Origin of the sequence: Amycolatopsis azurea DSM 43854 (assembly GCF_001995215.1) — a bacterium.
GTDB classification, from domain to species: Bacteria; Actinomycetota; Actinomycetes; order Mycobacteriales; family Pseudonocardiaceae; genus Amycolatopsis; species Amycolatopsis azurea.
In genome coordinates this window covers 116185-132897 of sequence record NZ_MUXN01000020.1, presented here as the reverse complement: position 1 = coordinate 132897, position 16713 = coordinate 116185, and the positions used below count along the sequence as shown (strand labels likewise).

21 protein-coding genes are annotated in these 16713 nt (G+C 65.7%); 5 read left to right on the top strand and 16 right to left on the bottom strand.

The features are described 5' to 3' along the window. Positions 1-3: 3 nt before the first annotated feature. From B0293_RS25815 to B0293_RS25795, 6 genes are all read right to left on the bottom strand, one after another. On the bottom strand, positions 4-1659 hold the full coding sequence (locus B0293_RS25815; protein WP_245191924.1) for a replication initiator: 1656 nt from the start codon (positions 1657-1659) through the stop codon (positions 4-6). Next, complete coding sequence (locus B0293_RS25810) at positions 1656-3239, bottom strand: FtsK/SpoIIIE domain-containing protein (protein WP_039917293.1); 1584 nt, start codon at positions 3237-3239, stop codon at positions 1656-1658. The genes B0293_RS25815 and B0293_RS25810 overlap by 4 nt, the downstream gene beginning before the upstream one ends. A gap of 334 nt (positions 3240-3573) precedes the next feature. Next, positions 3574-3861: a helix-turn-helix domain-containing protein gene (locus B0293_RS25805; protein ID WP_209437273.1), complete on the bottom strand. Its 288-nt coding sequence runs from the start codon at positions 3859-3861 to the stop codon at positions 3574-3576. A gap of 4 nt (positions 3862-3865) precedes the next feature. Next, a complete protein-coding gene (locus B0293_RS44715; RefSeq protein ID WP_143254642.1) occupies positions 3866-4120 on the bottom strand; it encodes an AMED_5909 family protein in 255 nt (84 codons plus the stop codon). Further along, positions 4098-4367, bottom strand: a complete 270-nt coding sequence (locus tag B0293_RS25800; RefSeq protein ID WP_085939640.1) for a hypothetical protein — start codon at positions 4365-4367, stop codon at positions 4098-4100. The genes B0293_RS44715 and B0293_RS25800 overlap by 23 nt, the downstream gene beginning before the upstream one ends. Before the next feature lie 295 nt (positions 4368-4662). After that, complete coding sequence (locus B0293_RS25795) at positions 4663-5121, bottom strand: hypothetical protein (RefSeq protein WP_005155611.1); 459 nt, start codon at positions 5119-5121, stop codon at positions 4663-4665. A 161-nt stretch (positions 5122-5282) separates the two neighbouring features. Between B0293_RS25795 and B0293_RS43985 the strand changes: the two genes are divergently transcribed. Both B0293_RS43985 and B0293_RS25785 read left to right on the top strand, forming a co-directional pair. Beyond that, positions 5283-6272: a hypothetical protein gene (locus tag B0293_RS43985; protein ID WP_209437272.1), complete on the top strand. Its 990-nt coding sequence runs from the start codon at positions 5283-5285 to the stop codon at positions 6270-6272. 21 nt (positions 6273-6293) lie between these two features. After that, positions 6294-7223, top strand: coding sequence for an inositol monophosphatase family protein (locus B0293_RS25785; protein WP_039917283.1), 930 nt, complete (start codon positions 6294-6296; stop codon positions 7221-7223). Between the two features lie 118 nt (positions 7224-7341). Here B0293_RS25785 and B0293_RS43555 read toward each other — a convergent pair whose 3' ends face one another. From B0293_RS43555 to B0293_RS25745, 9 genes are all read right to left on the bottom strand, one after another. Next, complete coding sequence (locus tag B0293_RS43555; RefSeq protein ID WP_157376421.1) at positions 7342-7503, bottom strand: hypothetical protein; 162 nt, start codon at positions 7501-7503, stop codon at positions 7342-7344. Between the two features lie 416 nt (positions 7504-7919). Further along, positions 7920-9317 (bottom strand): restriction system modified-DNA reader domain-containing protein, encoded by a 1398-nt coding sequence (locus B0293_RS25780; protein WP_039917386.1) that lies wholly within the window; start codon positions 9315-9317, stop codon positions 7920-7922. 5 nt (positions 9318-9322) lie between these two features. Continuing rightward, positions 9323-9982, bottom strand: coding sequence for a hypothetical protein (locus tag B0293_RS25775; protein ID WP_005155607.1), 660 nt, complete (start codon positions 9980-9982; stop codon positions 9323-9325). Further along, the gene (locus tag B0293_RS25770) at positions 9979-10923 is read right to left on the bottom strand and encodes a ParA family protein (RefSeq protein WP_005155606.1); all 945 of its coding nucleotides are present in this window, start codon (positions 10921-10923) and stop codon (positions 9979-9981) included. Before B0293_RS25770 ends, B0293_RS25775 begins: the two co-directional genes overlap by 4 nt. 383 nt (positions 10924-11306) lie before the next feature. Continuing rightward, positions 11307-11714: a VOC family protein gene (locus B0293_RS25765; protein WP_039917382.1), complete on the bottom strand. Its 408-nt coding sequence runs from the start codon at positions 11712-11714 to the stop codon at positions 11307-11309. A 61-nt stretch (positions 11715-11775) separates the two neighbouring features. Continuing rightward, the gene (locus B0293_RS25760) at positions 11776-12063 is read right to left on the bottom strand and encodes a DUF1905 domain-containing protein (protein ID WP_005155604.1); all 288 of its coding nucleotides are present in this window, start codon (positions 12061-12063) and stop codon (positions 11776-11778) included. A gap of 5 nt (positions 12064-12068) precedes the next feature. Next, on the bottom strand, positions 12069-13439 hold the full coding sequence (locus B0293_RS25755; RefSeq protein ID WP_005155603.1) for a pyridoxal phosphate-dependent decarboxylase family protein: 1371 nt from the start codon (positions 13437-13439) through the stop codon (positions 12069-12071). Then, on the bottom strand, positions 13432-14016 hold the full coding sequence (locus B0293_RS25750; RefSeq protein ID WP_039917379.1) for a class I SAM-dependent methyltransferase: 585 nt from the start codon (positions 14014-14016) through the stop codon (positions 13432-13434). Before B0293_RS25750 ends, B0293_RS25755 begins: the two co-directional genes overlap by 8 nt. 82 nt (positions 14017-14098) lie before the next feature. Beyond that, positions 14099-14503, bottom strand: coding sequence for a hypothetical protein (locus tag B0293_RS25745; RefSeq protein ID WP_005155601.1), 405 nt, complete (start codon positions 14501-14503; stop codon positions 14099-14101). 440 nt (positions 14504-14943) lie between these two features. On the opposite strand from B0293_RS25745, the gene B0293_RS25735 reads away from it, so the two are divergent. From B0293_RS25735 to mscL, 3 genes are all read left to right on the top strand, one after another. Continuing rightward, complete coding sequence (locus tag B0293_RS25735) at positions 14944-15273, top strand: FmdB family zinc ribbon protein (protein WP_005155599.1); 330 nt, start codon at positions 14944-14946, stop codon at positions 15271-15273. A 115-nt stretch (positions 15274-15388) separates the two neighbouring features. Continuing rightward, positions 15389-16030: an SAF domain-containing protein gene (locus B0293_RS25730; protein WP_005155598.1), complete on the top strand. Its 642-nt coding sequence runs from the start codon at positions 15389-15391 to the stop codon at positions 16028-16030. Positions 16031-16124: 94 nt separating this feature from the next. Next, entirely contained in the window at positions 16125-16529 is a 405-nt protein-coding gene (gene mscL, locus B0293_RS25725) for a large-conductance mechanosensitive channel protein MscL (protein ID WP_005155596.1), read from the top strand. A 6-nt stretch (positions 16530-16535) separates the two neighbouring features. Here mscL and B0293_RS25720 read toward each other — a convergent pair whose 3' ends face one another. Further along, positions 16536-16709, bottom strand: a complete 174-nt coding sequence (locus B0293_RS25720) for a hypothetical protein (protein WP_209437271.1) — start codon at positions 16707-16709, stop codon at positions 16536-16538. Positions 16710-16713: the final 4 nt, after the last annotated feature.

The window sequence follows — 16713 nt, the reverse complement described above, 5'->3', positions numbered from 1 at the left end:
CCCTTACGCCGCTTGCCGAGTTGCCGAAGTTTCGAGACCTTCGCCCGGTGGCCCCTGTGCGGCGAGTAGTGCTCTGTCGTACTCGGCCTTCCAGGTGATGCGTTCGGAGATGGCGCGCATGACGAGGTGGTCCCGTGGCGGGCAGTGGGTGTCGCCGGGTTCGACCTTGCGCCAGACGAACCGGTCAGGGGCCGGGGCTTCCTTGGTGATGCCGACAGCGGCCAGCGCGTCCAGGACGAAACCCTTCCGGTCCGCCTTGTGATCGGCCACCGTCTTGCCCGACCACTTGCGGGACACCAGCACGCGCCGCCCAGGAAGCCCGAGCGTCGTTCGGCGGTGGGCGCGTCCCTTGCAGTATCCGGGGACGGTCTTTCCGTTGGCTCCCTTGGGGTTGATGCCGTACAGCAGCCACACTGCGCATCGAGGCGAGCACGGGGTCACCGCCAGTTCAGCGTGAAGACGGTCGTGGTGATCCCGCTGTGCTGAGGTGTCCGCGTTGACCACCTCGCCGGTCGACTTGGTCAGGTACTTGGTGAGGTAGCCGATGTGACGCCCGGATTCCTCTGTGCCGCCCAAAATTCCCTTGGAGTGCACCTGACGTCCGAAGGTGACGACGTGCGCCGGTTCCTCCACCGTCTCCACGGCCTCGTCCCACGACGGCAGCGGCTCCCGCGTGTCCATGTCCACGAACGTCCGGGAATGCATGTCCCACAACGGTTCCCGATCGGTGTAGACGATCTCGTCATGGTTGGGCCACCACACCTGGTGATAGGTGGCCTCCGTGACCATCCGGATGACCTCATGGGAGATGGAGCCACGGAGGGCGGTGTGCAGGTGCGGAGCCGCCCGCCGTTGGGGTTCCACGGTGGCGAAGTACTGCACATCCCAGCCGACCACGCGCCGCAGGTTCTGCCACCACCGATCCACCAGCGCCGAGAAGTGCACCGCGTCCCGAGCAGCCCGCCGGTAGTCATACGTCGACGGGTTCACCGGCGAACCATCGGACCGCACCGGGCCGTAGGTGTCGCAGGTGAGAGTGACGAACATCGACGGCCGGAACTTCCCCGCGTACTCACGGCCCACGGTGGTCTTGGTGACCTTGCGGCGTGGCAGGTTCGGTGCGTCCTGCCGCCGCTTGGTCGACCGCTTCACCGGACGCTTCTCCGGGACGTCGAGAGCGGGCAGGCGACCCGTCATCCCCGACGCTCGCAGCTCCTCGTCCACCGAGGCGACCTCTGCCCGCAGCTCCTCCATCTCGACCTCATCACCGACGGCCAGTGCCTCCCGATAGGCCGCCGCCAGATCAGCCCGGAACGCCACCAGCTCCGTCTGCGTCTCCGACGGCGTCTCACGGGCGATGACGGGTTCCTCGGTCATGTGCCAGCCCTCACGGCACTGCGCCTGACGGAGCGCCTTTGCCTTGCGAGCACAAGGAAGGCACACCGATTCCACCGTCGACCCGCACGGCACCGGGACGTAGCGGATCTCGCCGGTTTCGGTGTCGCCGACCTCCATCGTGAAGGGCCGGACACACACGCCGTGCTTTTCCGCGGTGGCCTTCACGACCTCCGCAGAGAGCGCCCCGCGGATTCGTCCATTCGTGGCCGGCGGGCTTGCCGCAGTGCCGTTGACCTGGGGGACTGTGGTTGTGCTGGTCATGCCGTCCCCCTCTCGCCGCGCCGGTCTGACAGGTGGACGACCGAGGCACCGCCGTTGGTGACGTAGCGCTCCAAGTGCTTGATGGTCTGGTCCGGAACCCAACCGGCCCGCACGCGGAGGGGTTCACGGATGCCCTCGCCCCAGACGTAGCCGACACCGGCCGAGCCCTCCGGGATCCGGTTCGCCCACGCCCCACGCTCATACGCGCCGTCCCCGAGGACCATCGGAACCTGTGTCTTCGAGGCCACCCGCAGCGCCACCCGCCGGGGCAACAGCTCCCGAACCGGAACGGTGTCCTTCGTCGGCTCCTGGACATACCCGCGCACCGTGAACAACAGCGCCCGCCCCTGAGTAGCCAGGACCGCCACCCGCTCCACAATGGCCTCACGGGTCTTACGGTCGGTGTAGCGGGTCAACGCCCCGATCTCGTCGAACTCCAGCAGCTCCAACGGATACTCCGTCGAGAGCGGCACCTCACGGGTGTTTCCGGCGAAGACGCGCTTACGGTTCTCCAGCTCATCGATCAGCGCCTCCAGGATCTCCAGCGCTTCCTTGCCCGACTGCCCGTAGCGGGCGAAGATCCCGCGCCCGTAAGACAGCTCCATCGCTTTCGGGTCGATCCCCGACATACGCACCAAACCCGCACGGATCGCCGGAGCCGCCGACACCAGCGGGGACCACATCACCGACCCCTTGCCCGCACCCGTCGCCCCAGCCACGAGCGTGTGCGCGCCACGACCCATCAACGGCACCGTCCACGGCTTCCCGTACTCCGTCGAACCCGCGTACACCGCCCGCAGATCCACCCCCGAGCCATCCGTGGGCAGCATCTCCGGAACCGGCAGGCACGCCACCGCCGCCTCCAGCAGGTCACGGCGCATGAAGTCGATGGACACCACATTGGGTTCCAGCTCACGCACCTGACAGCGGGACACTTTGCGCGCCACCGCCAGCTCACGCGCCTTCTCGTCGAAGTCTTCCGGCTTCTGCCCAGGGACCAGCCGGACCCGGACCTCATCCCACGACGGGCCGGAGCGGACCGACAGCAGTTTCGGCACCGCCACCCCGGACGCCTGACGCGCCTTCGCGACCGCCTCACGCTTGCGCCGCCGAGAAACCAGGTTCACCGTCACATCAACGGGAATCGCGTCATCCCGGACAGTCAGCCCGCAGGCGTGCAGCCACCCGGCCAGCTTGCGACCGTAGAGCGCCCAGCGCAGCCACCACGCCCGCAGCCACCGCCCGCACCACTGGTCATAGCCGACCGCGTCCAACCGCCACCACACCAGCAGCACCGCCGCCAGCACGCCGACCGTGACGACGAGCGACACCCAGCCCAGCACCGTGCACCAGCCCCACAACGCCAGCAGCGCCAGGCAGGTACGCCAGTGCCCGACGAGTTGCCGAACAATCCAGCCGACCGCCCGCAGCAGGCCCCACAGCGCCACACCGAGCACCGCCAACGCGGCCAGCGCCTCGAACACACTCGCCAGCACACGGCCGACCTTGGCCAGCACCCACAACACCACCGCCAGCCCGCCACCGACCGCAAGGGTGGTCATGATCTCCTGCGTGTTCATCACCGACCACCCCGCAGACCAGCAGCGGGAACCACGATCGGCAGCGGCAACATCCCCAGGCACGAGGAGCACTTCTCCTCACCCGGCAGCAGCCGAGCGAACCGTTTGCATTCCGTACAGCGCGTTCGGGTGACCCCCGTTGACTCGCACTGCATGCCGTCATTTATCTTCGTCATTGTTCACTGCTCCAGTGGACAGGCGCAGAACCGGAACAGGTTGGTAGCCAAGGGCCGGTTCTGCGTTTTAAGGGACACTTTTAGCCACGTGAGGACGCGTTTATCCGCCACACGTCCCCACGTGCGAAAATTTCGATATTCAGTTCTTGCCTATCGAGTCAGTCCTGCGACCGTGCGCGCTCCTTACGTTCGAACTCCCGAAGCGCGACCAACCACACGTGCTCCCGTGCGATCTCCAGGCCATCCGCCAGGCGGACCGCTGTAGTCACCGTGGTCAACGACCGTTCGCCCCGCTCCAGTTGGCCGAGGTGCCGAGGGCTGATTCCGGATCGCTTGGCCAGTTGAGCTTGGGTCAGCCGCCGAAATCGACGTGCCCGCCGCAACCATTGCGCCGCCGTCTTGCCGTCCAGCATCGAACCGTCGCCGTTTCCTCCCCATTCCTGCACGCGTCTAACTGGCATCCGATTTCTCCGCCCGAATCCTCGCGGCAAGTTCTTCCGCCTTACCGTCCTCGTGCGCGACCCAGTACCGAATCTCGTGGTGATGAAAACGGTCCACATCGGACACCGCGCGATACATTCTGGCGTTGGCCTGCCGCCATTTCAGCCACGTCGACAGGCTCGCCCCTGGCAGCGGACGAGTCGATGCCGCAACGTCGTGCGCATCCTTGAGTGTTTGCGGCTCATTCCTGCCCGGAGTCGTCATCACAGGCCCCGGTCCGTGCGCGGCTTTCGAGCAGTGCCGCCAGTTCGTCCGCGCAATCGCGGAGTCGGCGAAGGAAGACGGCCCGGCTCAGCCAGTCGCCCCGATGTTCGGGAGGACGGATCGTCAGCGATCCCGCTGTGCCCGACAGCACCAGCGCCGGGGGCGACCCCGGACCCGAACCAGTCTCCTCCACCGTCACCTCGTCCCACGGGCTGATCACCCACGTTGGGCCGAACCCCTCCCGCATACTCGTCACCTCCCGCCTTGCGTTCCCACTCCCGCGCCTGCTCCTCGAAGGCTTGCGCGGCCGACACCACGGCGGCGACCACCCACCACGGCAGGTCGGGATCACTGCCCAGCGCTCGCCATGCCTGAGCGACCAACCGCGACGCCGCCGCCATCTCTCGCGCAACATCCGGATTCGCGCCCCGCGACCGTGCATCCACGTCCGCCGCGTCCCGATAAACGCGATACGCCGACTCCCACGCCGACACCTGCTTTTTCGACGTCACGACACCACTTCCCTCTAGAAGTCAGTGCCGTCACGCGGCCTTGGCCGAGGACTCACCCGCCGTCGACCGGGAAGCCTTCCCGCCCACGCCACTTCCCGCCGCCTTGAATCCGGTAGCGCGGAACACGTAGGACAGATACTTGTACTCACCTTGCCCGGCCACCTTGGGTTCAGCGGTCAGCCCGTCCAGCTCCACCGGGCGCATACCCGGCATCACCTCAGCCGTCGTCGGCACCGGCTGCACATCAGCCAGCAGCGTGATCTCGAACGAAGCCCGCTTCGCCTTCGTCTCACCGGGGTCGGTCGCCATGAACTTCCACTGCCGCTTCCCGGTCACCTCGTCCACCCGCTGCCTCGTCGGCCGCCCCTGCGCCCTCTCCTCACGCGACTGATATTCGTTGTCCGGCGACACTTCGCCCACCATCACAAGACCCTGCGGAAACGCGTCATCGTGGTCAACGCTGAATCGGATGCCCTTTTCGATCGCCATGTCGTGGTGAACCTTCCCGCTTGTCGGATACGCCTTTACCGGCGTACCTACAACAATCGGCCAAATGGGTGTCCCGTCACGACACCGTCTCGGTCTCGCCTCACTGCGTCTCGCACTCACTTTGTCTCGTCTTGTCTCGTCTCCCGTGCTACGTTGGTCTCATGAGCCCCGACACCACAGCTCAGGAAGCCCGGCCGATCGTCCTCAAAGTCCTGCTCAGAGGACGACACTTGCAGAGCTACCGCGCGTTCTGCCGCGAGTACGACAAGGTGGCCGAGAAGGTCGACAAGAGCCTCAGGGGCAGCTTTCCCAGCAAAGCCCAGTTCTACCGATGGCTATCCGGCGAACTCGTCGGCCTGCCCTACGCCGACCACTGCCGAATCCTTGAAGCAATGCTTCCCGGCTGGCAAGCCGAACAACTCTTCGGGCCGCACGAAGGCGGAATCGAGTTTGTACCCGAGCCGCCCCAGACAAGGGCGGAAGCTCCTGCTCAAGGGTCTCCCCCGCAGAGGATTCACACAGAGGGGGCCCGAGCCGCCCCAGGAAACCAGGTTGGCGAAGAATTCGCCCTTGCGGTCCCCAGGGCTGAATTCGGCGATTCTACTATCGACGTCTTCTCACTACCGAACCCGCAGCCAGGTCGGTTACTGGACTTGAATTGGGAAACATTCGGACTGGGGATCGAGCGGCTCGGCAATCAGATCAAGAATCTCGGCAGCCGCCTCGACGTTGATATCTGCTTCGGGATCAACGAAGCAGGTTTGGTCATGGCAACTTTTCTTTCGTCTTCACGATTTTCGCGATGCCCCATCGGCTACCTACGATGCAACAAGGTTCGCGGTGGTATCGAACTTGACGACGCTTCCGTTTTCCCCGAGGCCAAAGATCACCCGACTATCGTTCTCTGCGATTTCGAGGTCAAGCATTCCGACGCTATCGGATACCTTGAAAAGCAGGTTCGTGCACGCTACCCGACTGCCGACCTGTATTTTGCCGTATTCGGAGCCATGACCAAGGGCGACGATCCCCGCGCCTACAGCTTCGATGACCTTGCAGGCGTGCACAACCTGCGGAAGGCAGACTTCTCCGCTATCTTCATCGCCGCGACCATGAGCCCTCCCGGCATTGAACCTCCGCTGGAACTGCGATAGATCACGAAGGTGGCCCACTCGATGAACCACGAACCGTCAATCCCAGACTTGGCCGCACGCATCGCCGATCTGGTCAAGGGAATGATGCTCGAAATCCGGCCCCGCCTGATGAAAGCCGCCATCACTGGCAATCGCGGAGAACACGAGAACGTTCGCCATAGTGACAACTTCCTTTCAGACTTCGATCTGTGGATGCATCGACGCTACAAGGAAGCCATTGCCGAGCACCTGACGTCCTTCGTCTACGCATCAGAGGAAGCCGACCCGGAGGTGATCGGCCCAGACTCCGACCCTGATCTTTGCGTCCTCGTCGATCCCTTGGATACCAGCGAACTCGCGGTGCGCGGCCTTTACGGCTACACGCACATCATGGTCTACTCTCGCGCTCTCGCCAGGCCGATCGTTTCGGTGATCGGAGATATCTTCCACCACATTCAGCTCTACATCGGCGCGCGAGACGACGAAGGCGTTGACCGGGCGTTCATGGTCACAGCCGACTCCACTAGGTACGCACTCGACCAGCCCTCGCAAGCCAGCCTTCCGCAAGCCCTGGTAACCAACTACTTGATGCGCCCAGATGCACGGTTCGCTCCCCTCGCACGGCAGGAGGGTTTCCTAGCCGCTCTCAGCGCACCGTCCGCCGGAGACAAGAAGAAGGGGCGTATCGGTGTCGACTTCGGTTCAGTGAGCCTGTGCCATGTGGCCGCTGGTCTGACCGACGCCACAGTCGAGTTCGCGAAGGGGTTCGCCATCTGGGACCTTGCGCCAGGCCACTACGTGCTTCATGCCGCAGGCGGAACCGTCGTCGATCTCCAGGGCCGAGCGCTCCCCCTTGACTACAGCTTCGATTCGCTCGCTGACATCACCGCGGCGATGAACCCGCGCCAAAAGTTCGTTGCCGCCGGTAACGCCAGCCTTGCCGACGAGATCGTTAAGACGCTGCGCGTGTAGCTCACCCTGACGCCCCGAGCGGTCGCCAAAGCGCAGACAAGCGAGTCCTGCCGAATTTGGCTCTATGGGATCAAGGCGCCGCCGTTGGCGGCGCGCGGGTCACCACCCGTCCGGCGGGCTACGCCCAAGAGGCGACGCCGGCCTCCCGCTCCGCTCCGGCAGGCGCCGCCGGGCGAGCCCGCCGCAGGGCAGCACCCGCAGCGCGCCGCCAACGACGACGGAGCTCCAGGAGCCACACGGCGAGATCACCCGACCCGCCCAGCCGACGCGCAGTGGTCACCGGGGGCTCCCTCGCCTCTCAGCGTCTTACGCCGAGCCGCCCGCATCAAGGCGGGAAAGCGTGCCTTGACACGACCGACTCAGCGCAAGGCGTGGCGGTGACGAGGGGAACGGGGACGAGCAGGCACCAGGGCACTCAGGCAGCCGCGAGGGGCCGGAGTGCGATAGATTCAGAGCGAGACTCAGCGCGCTGACCAGCGACGATGACGCTGCTGTACAGCAGCAAAGTACAGCAACGCCATCGACCATGAGCGACCGTCAGCAGCGTCTATGGCCTTGGGCATGACCTCAGTGACCTGCGGAAACGTCGATGCCGACAGTTCGCATCGAGAAGGTCAGGGGTTCGATTCCCCTCAGCTCCACAGATCCAAGAGACCCGCGACTCATGAGTCACGGGTCTCTTGCGTTTCGTCCCGGCTAGGCCAGGTCGCGGTATTGGTGCAACAGCCGGTTGAACCGTCGCAGCTTTTCGACCGCGTCCTCCGGCACCGGGTCCGGATGAAAGTGCATGACCTTGTTGCGGATGACCCGGATCGCGTCCAGCCGCTCGATGAAAGCGGAGCGATCCAATGGCCAGCCCAACTTCGCCCATGCCTCGTTGTTCTCCAGTACGCGCAGGTAGTCACCAATGGTGAGCTGATCGAAGCTCTCGACCTTCCTGTTGCAATACGGCCGAATGGATTCGACGTCGAAAGAGCGCCCCAGAATCCAGCGGAGCGTTTGATCCAGCTCACCCAGCTGGAAGAACGGCGTAGCCAGCTCGCCGTAGCGCTGCGCGACATCGGCGGTCGTGACAATGCCCTCGATGACCTTGCTTTCGTTCAAGACGAAGACGAAATCGCGCTGCTGCAACGTAGGAAGCACCTCGAAGAGGTCGCGATCGTAGGGAACGACCTCCACCAGAGGATCGATCGCATCGGCGACGCTCGCCTCGGGCCTCTGGTGCATCGCCTGCGCGACCGAGCGCCACGTGACGGCACCTCGCAGGTTACGGGGGCCGCTCAGGACCGCGAGCTGCGAGTAGTCGTTGAGAAGCATCTTCGTGATCGCTTCTTCGAGCGTGCTGTTGGGACTCACAGACTCGACACCACGCAGAGGAGACAGATTTCCCACCGTCAGACGGACGTTCAGGTCGTCACCGCCCTCGTCGTCCTCCGCGACCGGGAGATTGTCCATTCCAGACCTTCCCGCCTCCGGTGGCTCGTCTTCCTCGTCGGGTGGCGTGATCAGCGAAACCGTCGTGTCGAGGGTCACCGCCCTGAAGCTGGGCGAAGTCACCAATCCGTGGTTCGCGAGATCCGCTTCGATCTGACTGACCTGGTCGCCACGATCCTTCACCCCCCAAAGCGCCAGGAGGTCACGGACCGAGAAGCTCTCGGGGTTCCGCTCGTCCGCGCGACCACGCGCCTCCCGCAAGCGCGAATGGATCCGTTGCCGGTCCACGTCTTCGTTCTGCCGGTTGGCCGCGGCCGCCGCCGTCGAAATCGCCCGGTCCAGCAGTTCCTGACGAACAGCGTCCAGCATCCGGCCCTGGTCGACCACATGCCACGCATGCCAGCCGTCGACCGCCCGCATGCCGGCTGCCACCATGGCCGCCCGGGATGGCGAGCGGAATTCCTCGCCGTCCGGGACGAGCCGGATCCGCCCTTTTTCTGTCACCGTCGCGTCGTAGACGGCACCGATCCGGCTCCGCGTGAACCTGAGCTTCTCCCCTACCCCGACCAGCCCGGCGTCCAGCAAGTCCAGAACCGTGACCCGCCGCCCGCGGATAAGGTGCATCGTCCGGCCGCTGCTCTCGGTGGTCCCCTCCGTCATCGCGCTCACCACTTCCCCAGGCCGGAGAACTTGCGGCGAGACCCGATCGCCTGCTTGAGCACCCTCTTCTCGAGTTCCGCCTGGTTCAGGCGATCGACCCGGGTGAGTTGCAGTGCGGCCGCGAGGGCACGAAGGCCGTCCCGGTCCAGCTGAAGAGTGTCGAGGTAGGCAGCTCCTTCTTCGACAGTCTCCATTTCACGAAGCCGTGCGGCGATGGACGCCACTTCCGCGTCCGCCCGCGCGGTTTCCGGCTGGAGCGCCACCTTCGCCTGTCGGCTCTTCCGCGGCGTGCCGAGCTGTTCAGTTCCCGGGGAAGCCAAGTGATCGATGAGTCCGGCTTTGGTGAGACCACTGTAGCCGCGCAAGCCACGCAACCTGGCCACCCTCCGCAGTCCGGTCACGGGTAACCCGGTCGCTCGCAAGAAGATCCGTCGCTGATCCTCCGATGCCGGTTTCGAAAGCTCCTGCGCGACGAGTTCCGGATCGCCGGAGGGCAGCAGGGCCTCCGGCGCGGGGCCGGACGATGAGACCTGTGTGTCACCGTCGCGCGAGATGGCGAGCCGGGCTTCCCCACTGACAATCGCCAGCAGGGTGGCCTCGTCTTGTCGCTCAAGGAACTCGTACACCCTGGCTTGCAGCGCGACGACGCTCTTCAGCTCGTTCACCGGTGGCCACCCGACGGCAAGGCGAGCGCACCCAGCACCTCGTCCGCCAGCCGGTCGAACTCCCTGACGACCTCATCCTTCGCGGAAGCACCCAGCATCGCCGGTACACCGCTCTCACCGGCGTCGCCGAAGTGCCGCGGGCTGTTGCGGATCTTGCTGTCCAGTACGGGGACCCGGGAGTTCAGGCGTACCTCCTCGATGTAGGTGTGCTGCGCGAGGACTACTTGCTGCGAGTAGATCTGCACCATCGTGAAGACCACTCCCAAGAAGCTCGGATCGATCGCCCGATGACCGCCGCTACCACCCTTGTGGTTGACGAAGTCGTTGAACTGCTCCACCAGTTTCCCGCAGTTGCCCGCCAGATAGTCCAATCCCAGCGTGGACAGATAGTCCGCCTTCGCCGGTACGAGGATCTGCTCGCTGGCCACGATCGCGGTCTTGGTGACGAGGCCGAAGTTCGGCGCACAGTCGATGAGGACCAGGTCGTACCCGCTGAACCGGCCGTCTTCCAGCGCGGCTCGCAGACAGCCGTGCAGATCCAGGAACTTTCGCTTCGACCCGTCGAGAGTCGTCGTCCCACCCAGCCGAGCGGCGAGTTCGAGGTCTATGTCGATGAGGCCGAGATGTGAGGAGATCAGATCGAGCTGACCACCGGTTTCCTTGAGAACGTGGTTGGCCCGCTCGGGAGTGACGATCAAATCGGCGAGCGACACCTCGTTGCCGGGCGATTCGGTGCCATACCATTGCTTGATCGTCCGGCTGTCCTTGAGCCGATCATGCCATTCGTCGACCGAGAAGAAGGAGAAGGTCAAATTCGTCTGCGGATCGAGATCGAGGAGCAGCACCCGGAGACCGCGGCTCGCGGCGACCGCTCCCAAGTTCGCGGTGAGCGTCGTCTTTCCCACACCGCCCTTGTAGTTCATGACCGCCACGACCCGCATACGCTTCTCCCCGTCGGTCTCGCGTTCTGGCCTGACGACCTTTACAGAGGCCCCGCGCCCAAGGCAACCAACGAACTCGAACATTGACTCCAATGTTCGCGACGCTAGGCCATTCGATGCAGCCACACGAACGCGCGAACACAGAAAGTCAGAGCAGGTCCGAATTCACTTCATTCCACTTTTCGCGTTAAAGCTCGATCTTTTTCACCGATTTCGTCGCGACATGTTTAGAAATTTGCGAATACGGAAGGAGGAATTCCTGTGGCTTCGATCGGCACATCATCGGAACAGCGCCCCGACCATCCATAGTGGACGTGCCCGGCGAGGTGCCGTCACCTCACCGCGAACGCGGCCGCCGCCCGGAGCGGCGGCCGCCTGCCGGCTCAGACGCGCTGCTGGATACGGATCAGGTTCCCGGACGGGTCGCGGACGGCGCCGTCGCGCAGGCCGTACGGCTGGTCGGTCGGCTCCTGGATGATCTCGGCGCCCGCGTCCTGCAGGTGTTTGAAGAGACCGTCGAGGTCATCGGAGGAGAACAGGATGCCCGCGTACGTGCCCTTGGCGATCATCTCGCCGATGACGCGGCGTTCGTCGTCGGTGATACCCGGGTCGACGGCCGGCGGGTGCAGCACGATCGACACGGGCTGCCCCGGCGGGCCGACGGTGATCCAGCGCATGCCGTCGTAGCCGACGTCGTTGCGCACCTCGAAGCCGAGGACGTCGCGGTAGAACGTCAGCGCGGCTTCAGGATCGGTCTGCGGGAGGAAGCTCCCGTGAATGGCGATGTCCATGATGGTCACGCTAGGTGAGACCGGTTCTCGGCGCTTCTCGATTCCTGATCGGTCGCGCCGGCTAGGAAATCCGCCTGGTCAGATGCACGGTGACCTGGTCTCCGATCTCCTTCCGGATCACCTTCCGGAAGGGTTTGCGCAGCGGCATCATGTGGACGCCGCCGCCGATCGGCAGCATGCTCACCTCGTAGTCGTGGCCGTCCACGGTGCCGACGACCTTGACGGCCTTGCCGGTGCCGAAGAACTCCGCGGAGCCCGGCATGTTCACACACGGCCAGCCGCTGTTCGAGTCGGGGATGACCTCGGCCGTGAACGTCACGTCGATTTCCTGCGGTGTCTTGTCAGTCATGTTTTTCAGTTCTTTCTCTTCGTGGTTTCACGAGCCGCCTTGATCGCTTCGACAGCTCGGTCGACGTCCGCCTCGGTCGTGCTCCAGTTGGACACGGAGATGCGCATCAGGCGCCGGCCGCGCCAGGTGGTCGCGCCCATCCAGCACTCGCCGGAGCGCTGGACGGCCTCGACCACGCGCTCCGTGTCGTCGCCGAAGTCGACGAGCACCTGGTTCAGCACCACGTCGTTCACGACGGTGACGCCGTCGCACGCGTCGAGTTTCCCGGCGAACCGGCGGGCGAGGGCGCAGCATCGCTCGATCATCTCGGCGATCCCCGTGCGGCCCAACTCACTGAGTGCCGCCCAGGTGGCGAATCCGCGCGCCCGGCGGGAGGACTCCGGCACGAAGTCGCTCGGCGCTCTCACGCCACCATCGCCTTGGCCGGTCAGGTAAGCGGCCGTGAGCGACATCGCCGCGATGTGGGACTCGGGATGAGCGCAGAAGGCGTACCCGCTGTCGTAGGGGACGTTGAGCCACTTGTGCCCGTCGACCGCCCAGGAGTCGGCCGTTTCCAGTCCCGCGGTCAGCCTCCTGAGCGCGGGAGCGGCGGCCGCCCAGAGCCCGAAAGCGCCGTCGACGTGGACCCACGCGCCGTGCCGGTGGGCGATCTCCGTCGCGGCGGCGAAGTCGTCGAACGCTCCGGTGTTCACGTTGCCCGCCTGAAGGCAAACGATTGCGGGCCCGTCGAGCGCCTTCTCGAGATCGGCGATGTCGATGGCGCCTTGGTCGTCCGCGCGGACCGGCCGGACGGCGTCGGTCCCCAGGCCGAGGAGACGGAGGGAACGGTCGATCGTCGCGTGCCGCTCCACGTTGGCGACGACCCGCAGCGGCGGCGCCCCGTGCAGCCCGCGGCGTTCGACGTCCCATCCCGCCTGGGCCAGCACGTGATGCCGGGCGGCGGCCAGGCCGACCGTGTTCGCACCCTGTCCGCCGGTCACGAACCCGAAGGAGGCGCCGGACGGCAGGCCGAGGACGTCCTTGAGCCACTCACCCGCCACCTCCTCGACGATCGCGGCGGCCGGCGAGGTGACCTTGTTGAACGCGGGCTGATCCCAGCCGGTCGCCAGCATGTCGGCCGCCGTCGCGGCGTCGAGCGCGCCACCGGTGACGAAGCCGAAGTACCTCGGCCCCGTGCTCCCCACCAGCGCGGGCTCGACGGCGTCGGCCAGCCGCCGGATGACGTCAGCGGGCGGGACGGGCGTCTCGGGCAGGTCGCCGAGCTTTTCCCGGACGCCCGACGTGTCGTCCGGGAAGACCGGGACGTCGGCCACGCTCTCGCGATAGTCGGCCACGCGGGCGGCGGCGTCGGCCAGCAGGTCTCGCAACTCACTCATCCGGCGGCTCTCTCTCGATCGTCGCGAACCAGGCCGGGGCGCCGTTTTCGTCGTGGAACCTGGTCCGGACGCGCTCCTCCTCGATGGTCTTCACGCGCCATCCTGCACCGAAGGGCTTTGTCAGCGCCTCGCGTTCTACGGGGTGCGGCCCAGCGTTCTCGCCGTCGCTGAAACACAGGATGTACAGCGTCCCTTTGGTGACCGCTTCGAGGCTTCTGACGTACGCCAAGCGCTCGTCGGCGTCGAAAGCGTGGAAGAGGCCGCAGTCGAGCACAGTGTCGAATCGACGTCGGAGCCGATCCAGGTGGAGCGCGTCCGCCGTCACGAACTCGGCGTCGAGCCCGCGTTCCCGGTTCTTCTCGCGTGCGGTTTCGAGAGCCGTCTCGGCGACGTCGACACCCAGCACGCTCAGGCCCCGGGACGCGAGGTGGAGCGCGTTCTCACCGGATCCGCAGCCCGCGTCGAGCACGGTGCCGGTGAACCTTCCCGCCGCCCGGACGACGGCGGGCTGGGGTCCGCCGAAGTCCCAGGGAGCTGGGCCTTCGTGGTACGAGGCGTCCCAGGGCAGGCCGGTCATGCGCTCATGACTGGTCGGGGCCCTGCCGCCGAAGGGATCTTCGCTCGCTTCCGGCATGGTGGCCTCCGTTCAGCTCAGGGGCTCAACCGCCCGCGGTCGCACCCTTCCCCTTGCCCCCGATCAGCTGACTCACCCGCTGAGGGGTCAAACCCAGTACCGCGGCGATCTCCCGCCCCGAAAGACCGGAAGTTCCGAGTTTCTTCGCCACGTCACGCTGCTTCGCCGCGGCCTCGCGTTGCCTGCGCTCCGCGTCCCGCACGTCGGCGCGCGCCGACCTGACCTGCTCCGCAAGCTTGGCATCCAACTGGGGTACGACGTCCACTTCGAAGGAAGTTTCGTCGTCGAGATCGAGAGCGAACGCGATGTACTCACGGGCGACGGCCTCCGCCTTCGACAGGGTGCTCGCCTGCGTGACTCCGACCCCGTCGACATGCAGTTCCCAGCCGCGCTTCCAGCGCTTGGCCACGACGACATAGGTGTCGGTCACTGCAACCACCCCTTCGAGAGACACGTGAGCTTCTTGATGACGTCGTCCACGACTCCAGGTGAGACGTTCTTGTAGTTGGGCACGATCGCTTGATGTCGCCCGCAAGGACACACCCACTTCTCATGACTGCCCCGAGTCGATTTGTGAGCGCAGCTTTCGTCGAGTAGTGCCCGCCGCACGTCTCGATACTTCATCGCCTTCACCACGCAGCCTAATCTAGCCCCCCTTGATATTCAACATCTAGAGGGGCTGGACGCGCCTTGCCTGATCAGGTGATGACCATCATGGCGAAACCCGGTCTCGATCCCGCACGCGAGAGGGTGCGTGACCAGGTCCTCATGTGACCTTGGGAAACCTTGTTTGACCTGCGTCGGAATGCCCCGGTACCGTGTGGCGTTAGCACTCTTGTCGGCTGAGTGCCAATGCACGAAGGAGCAGCAGTGCCCACCTACCAGTACGCCTGCAAGGAATGCGACCACGCTTTCGAGGCCGTGCAGTCGTTCTCCGACGCGAGCTTGACCGTGTGCCCGCAGTGCTCGGGCCCGCTTCGCAAGGTCTTCAGCTCGGTCGGCGTGGTCTTCAAGGGCAGCGGGTTCTACCGCAACGACTCGCGCGACTCGAAGGCCAATACGACCTCGAACTCGTCGTCGGCCAAGAGCGAGTCCAAGACCGAGAGCAAGTCGGAGTCGAAGATCGAGTCGAAGTCGGACTCGAAGAGCTCGGCATCCTCCTCCACGGGTACGACGAAAACGGCCGCCGCCGCTTCCTGACGTCCCGAGTTGTCCACAGGCCCCCGGTTATCCACAGCCGGGGGTTTTCGTTCTTTCCAGGTGTCGCACCGGCCCCTAGCGTCGAGATCATCACCGATCGACGAAGGGGAATCCCGTGTTCCACGATCTGCCCGTGCTGCGAAGACTCCGCGGCAGGCCCGCGCGGTTGCTCCGCCGTTGGCTTGCCCTGTCCCTGCTGCTCAGCGGCCTGGTCGTACTCTTCCTGCCCGCCTCCGCGCGTGGCGCGCCCGGCATCGCGACCGTGGTCTCCGCCCGCGACCTCCCGGCCGGGTCGCTGCTGCGCGCCGGGGACCTCGAACTCGTCGACCTCCCGGACGACGTCCGTCCACAGGGCGCCACCGGCCAGCGGTCCTCGGTGGAGGGGCGGATGCTCGTCGGGGCGGCGCGGGCGGGTGAACCGCTGACGGACGTCCGCCTGCTGGACGCGGCCATCCCCGGATCGGGTGATCCCGAAAGCTCGACAGTCCCGGTGAGGCTCGCCGACGCCGGTGTCGCCGAGCTGCTCAGGCCGGGTCAGCGGGTCGACGTCGTCGCGGCCGCCGAGGCTGGACGAGAGGCGTCTGTGCTGGCCAGCATGGCCGTGGTGGCGGCCGTCGGCGAACAGGGCACCCGCGACCCGAAGACCCTCGGCACCGGGAGCAAGGGACCTTTGGTGCTGCTCTCCCTGCCCTCGGAGATCGCGACACGGGTCGCGGCCACTTCGCTGGAACGGTCCATAGCGGTTACCCTCCGCTAGCTCGCGCCTGCCCGGTGGCGGCGGGCGCCTGCGTCCCCCCGGTTCGGAAAAGGGACGGTCGGCGAACCGTCCCAGGTGAAGAGGAGAGAGCGTCTTGCTCAAGGGTTTCAAGGACTTCCTGATGCGCGGGAACGTCGTCGACCTCGCGGTCGCGGTGGTCATCGGCGCGGCGTTCACGGCGATCGTCACGGCCTTCACGAACGGCCTGATCAAACCGCTGATCAACACCATCGGCGGCTCGGACGCCGCCAAGGGGCTGGGATTCAACATCCTCGCCGAGAACGACGCCACGTTCCTCGACTTCGGCGGCGTGATCAACGCGGCGATCAACTTCGTGCTGGTCGCGGCCGTCGTCTACTTCGTGATCGTGCTGCCGGTCAAGCACGTCCAGGAGCGGCGCAAGCGTGGCGAAGAGGCGGGCCCGGCGGAGCCGACCGACGTCGAACTGCTCACCGAGATCCGCGACCTGCTGCGCGCGCAGCAGAACCGCCAGGGCTGACCCGGATCACCGGTCGTGATGAGGCGGCCGGTTCTCCAGGTACCACGAGTCGGAGTCCGGGGTGCGCTGCCCCGGCTCTCGCTCGTCGGACGTCGTGTCGGGCAGGACGTCGCCGAAGATCTCGTCGACCCGGCGTTTCGCTGCCGCAGCGGGGTGCTTGTCCTTGTCTTCACCTGGCATGACG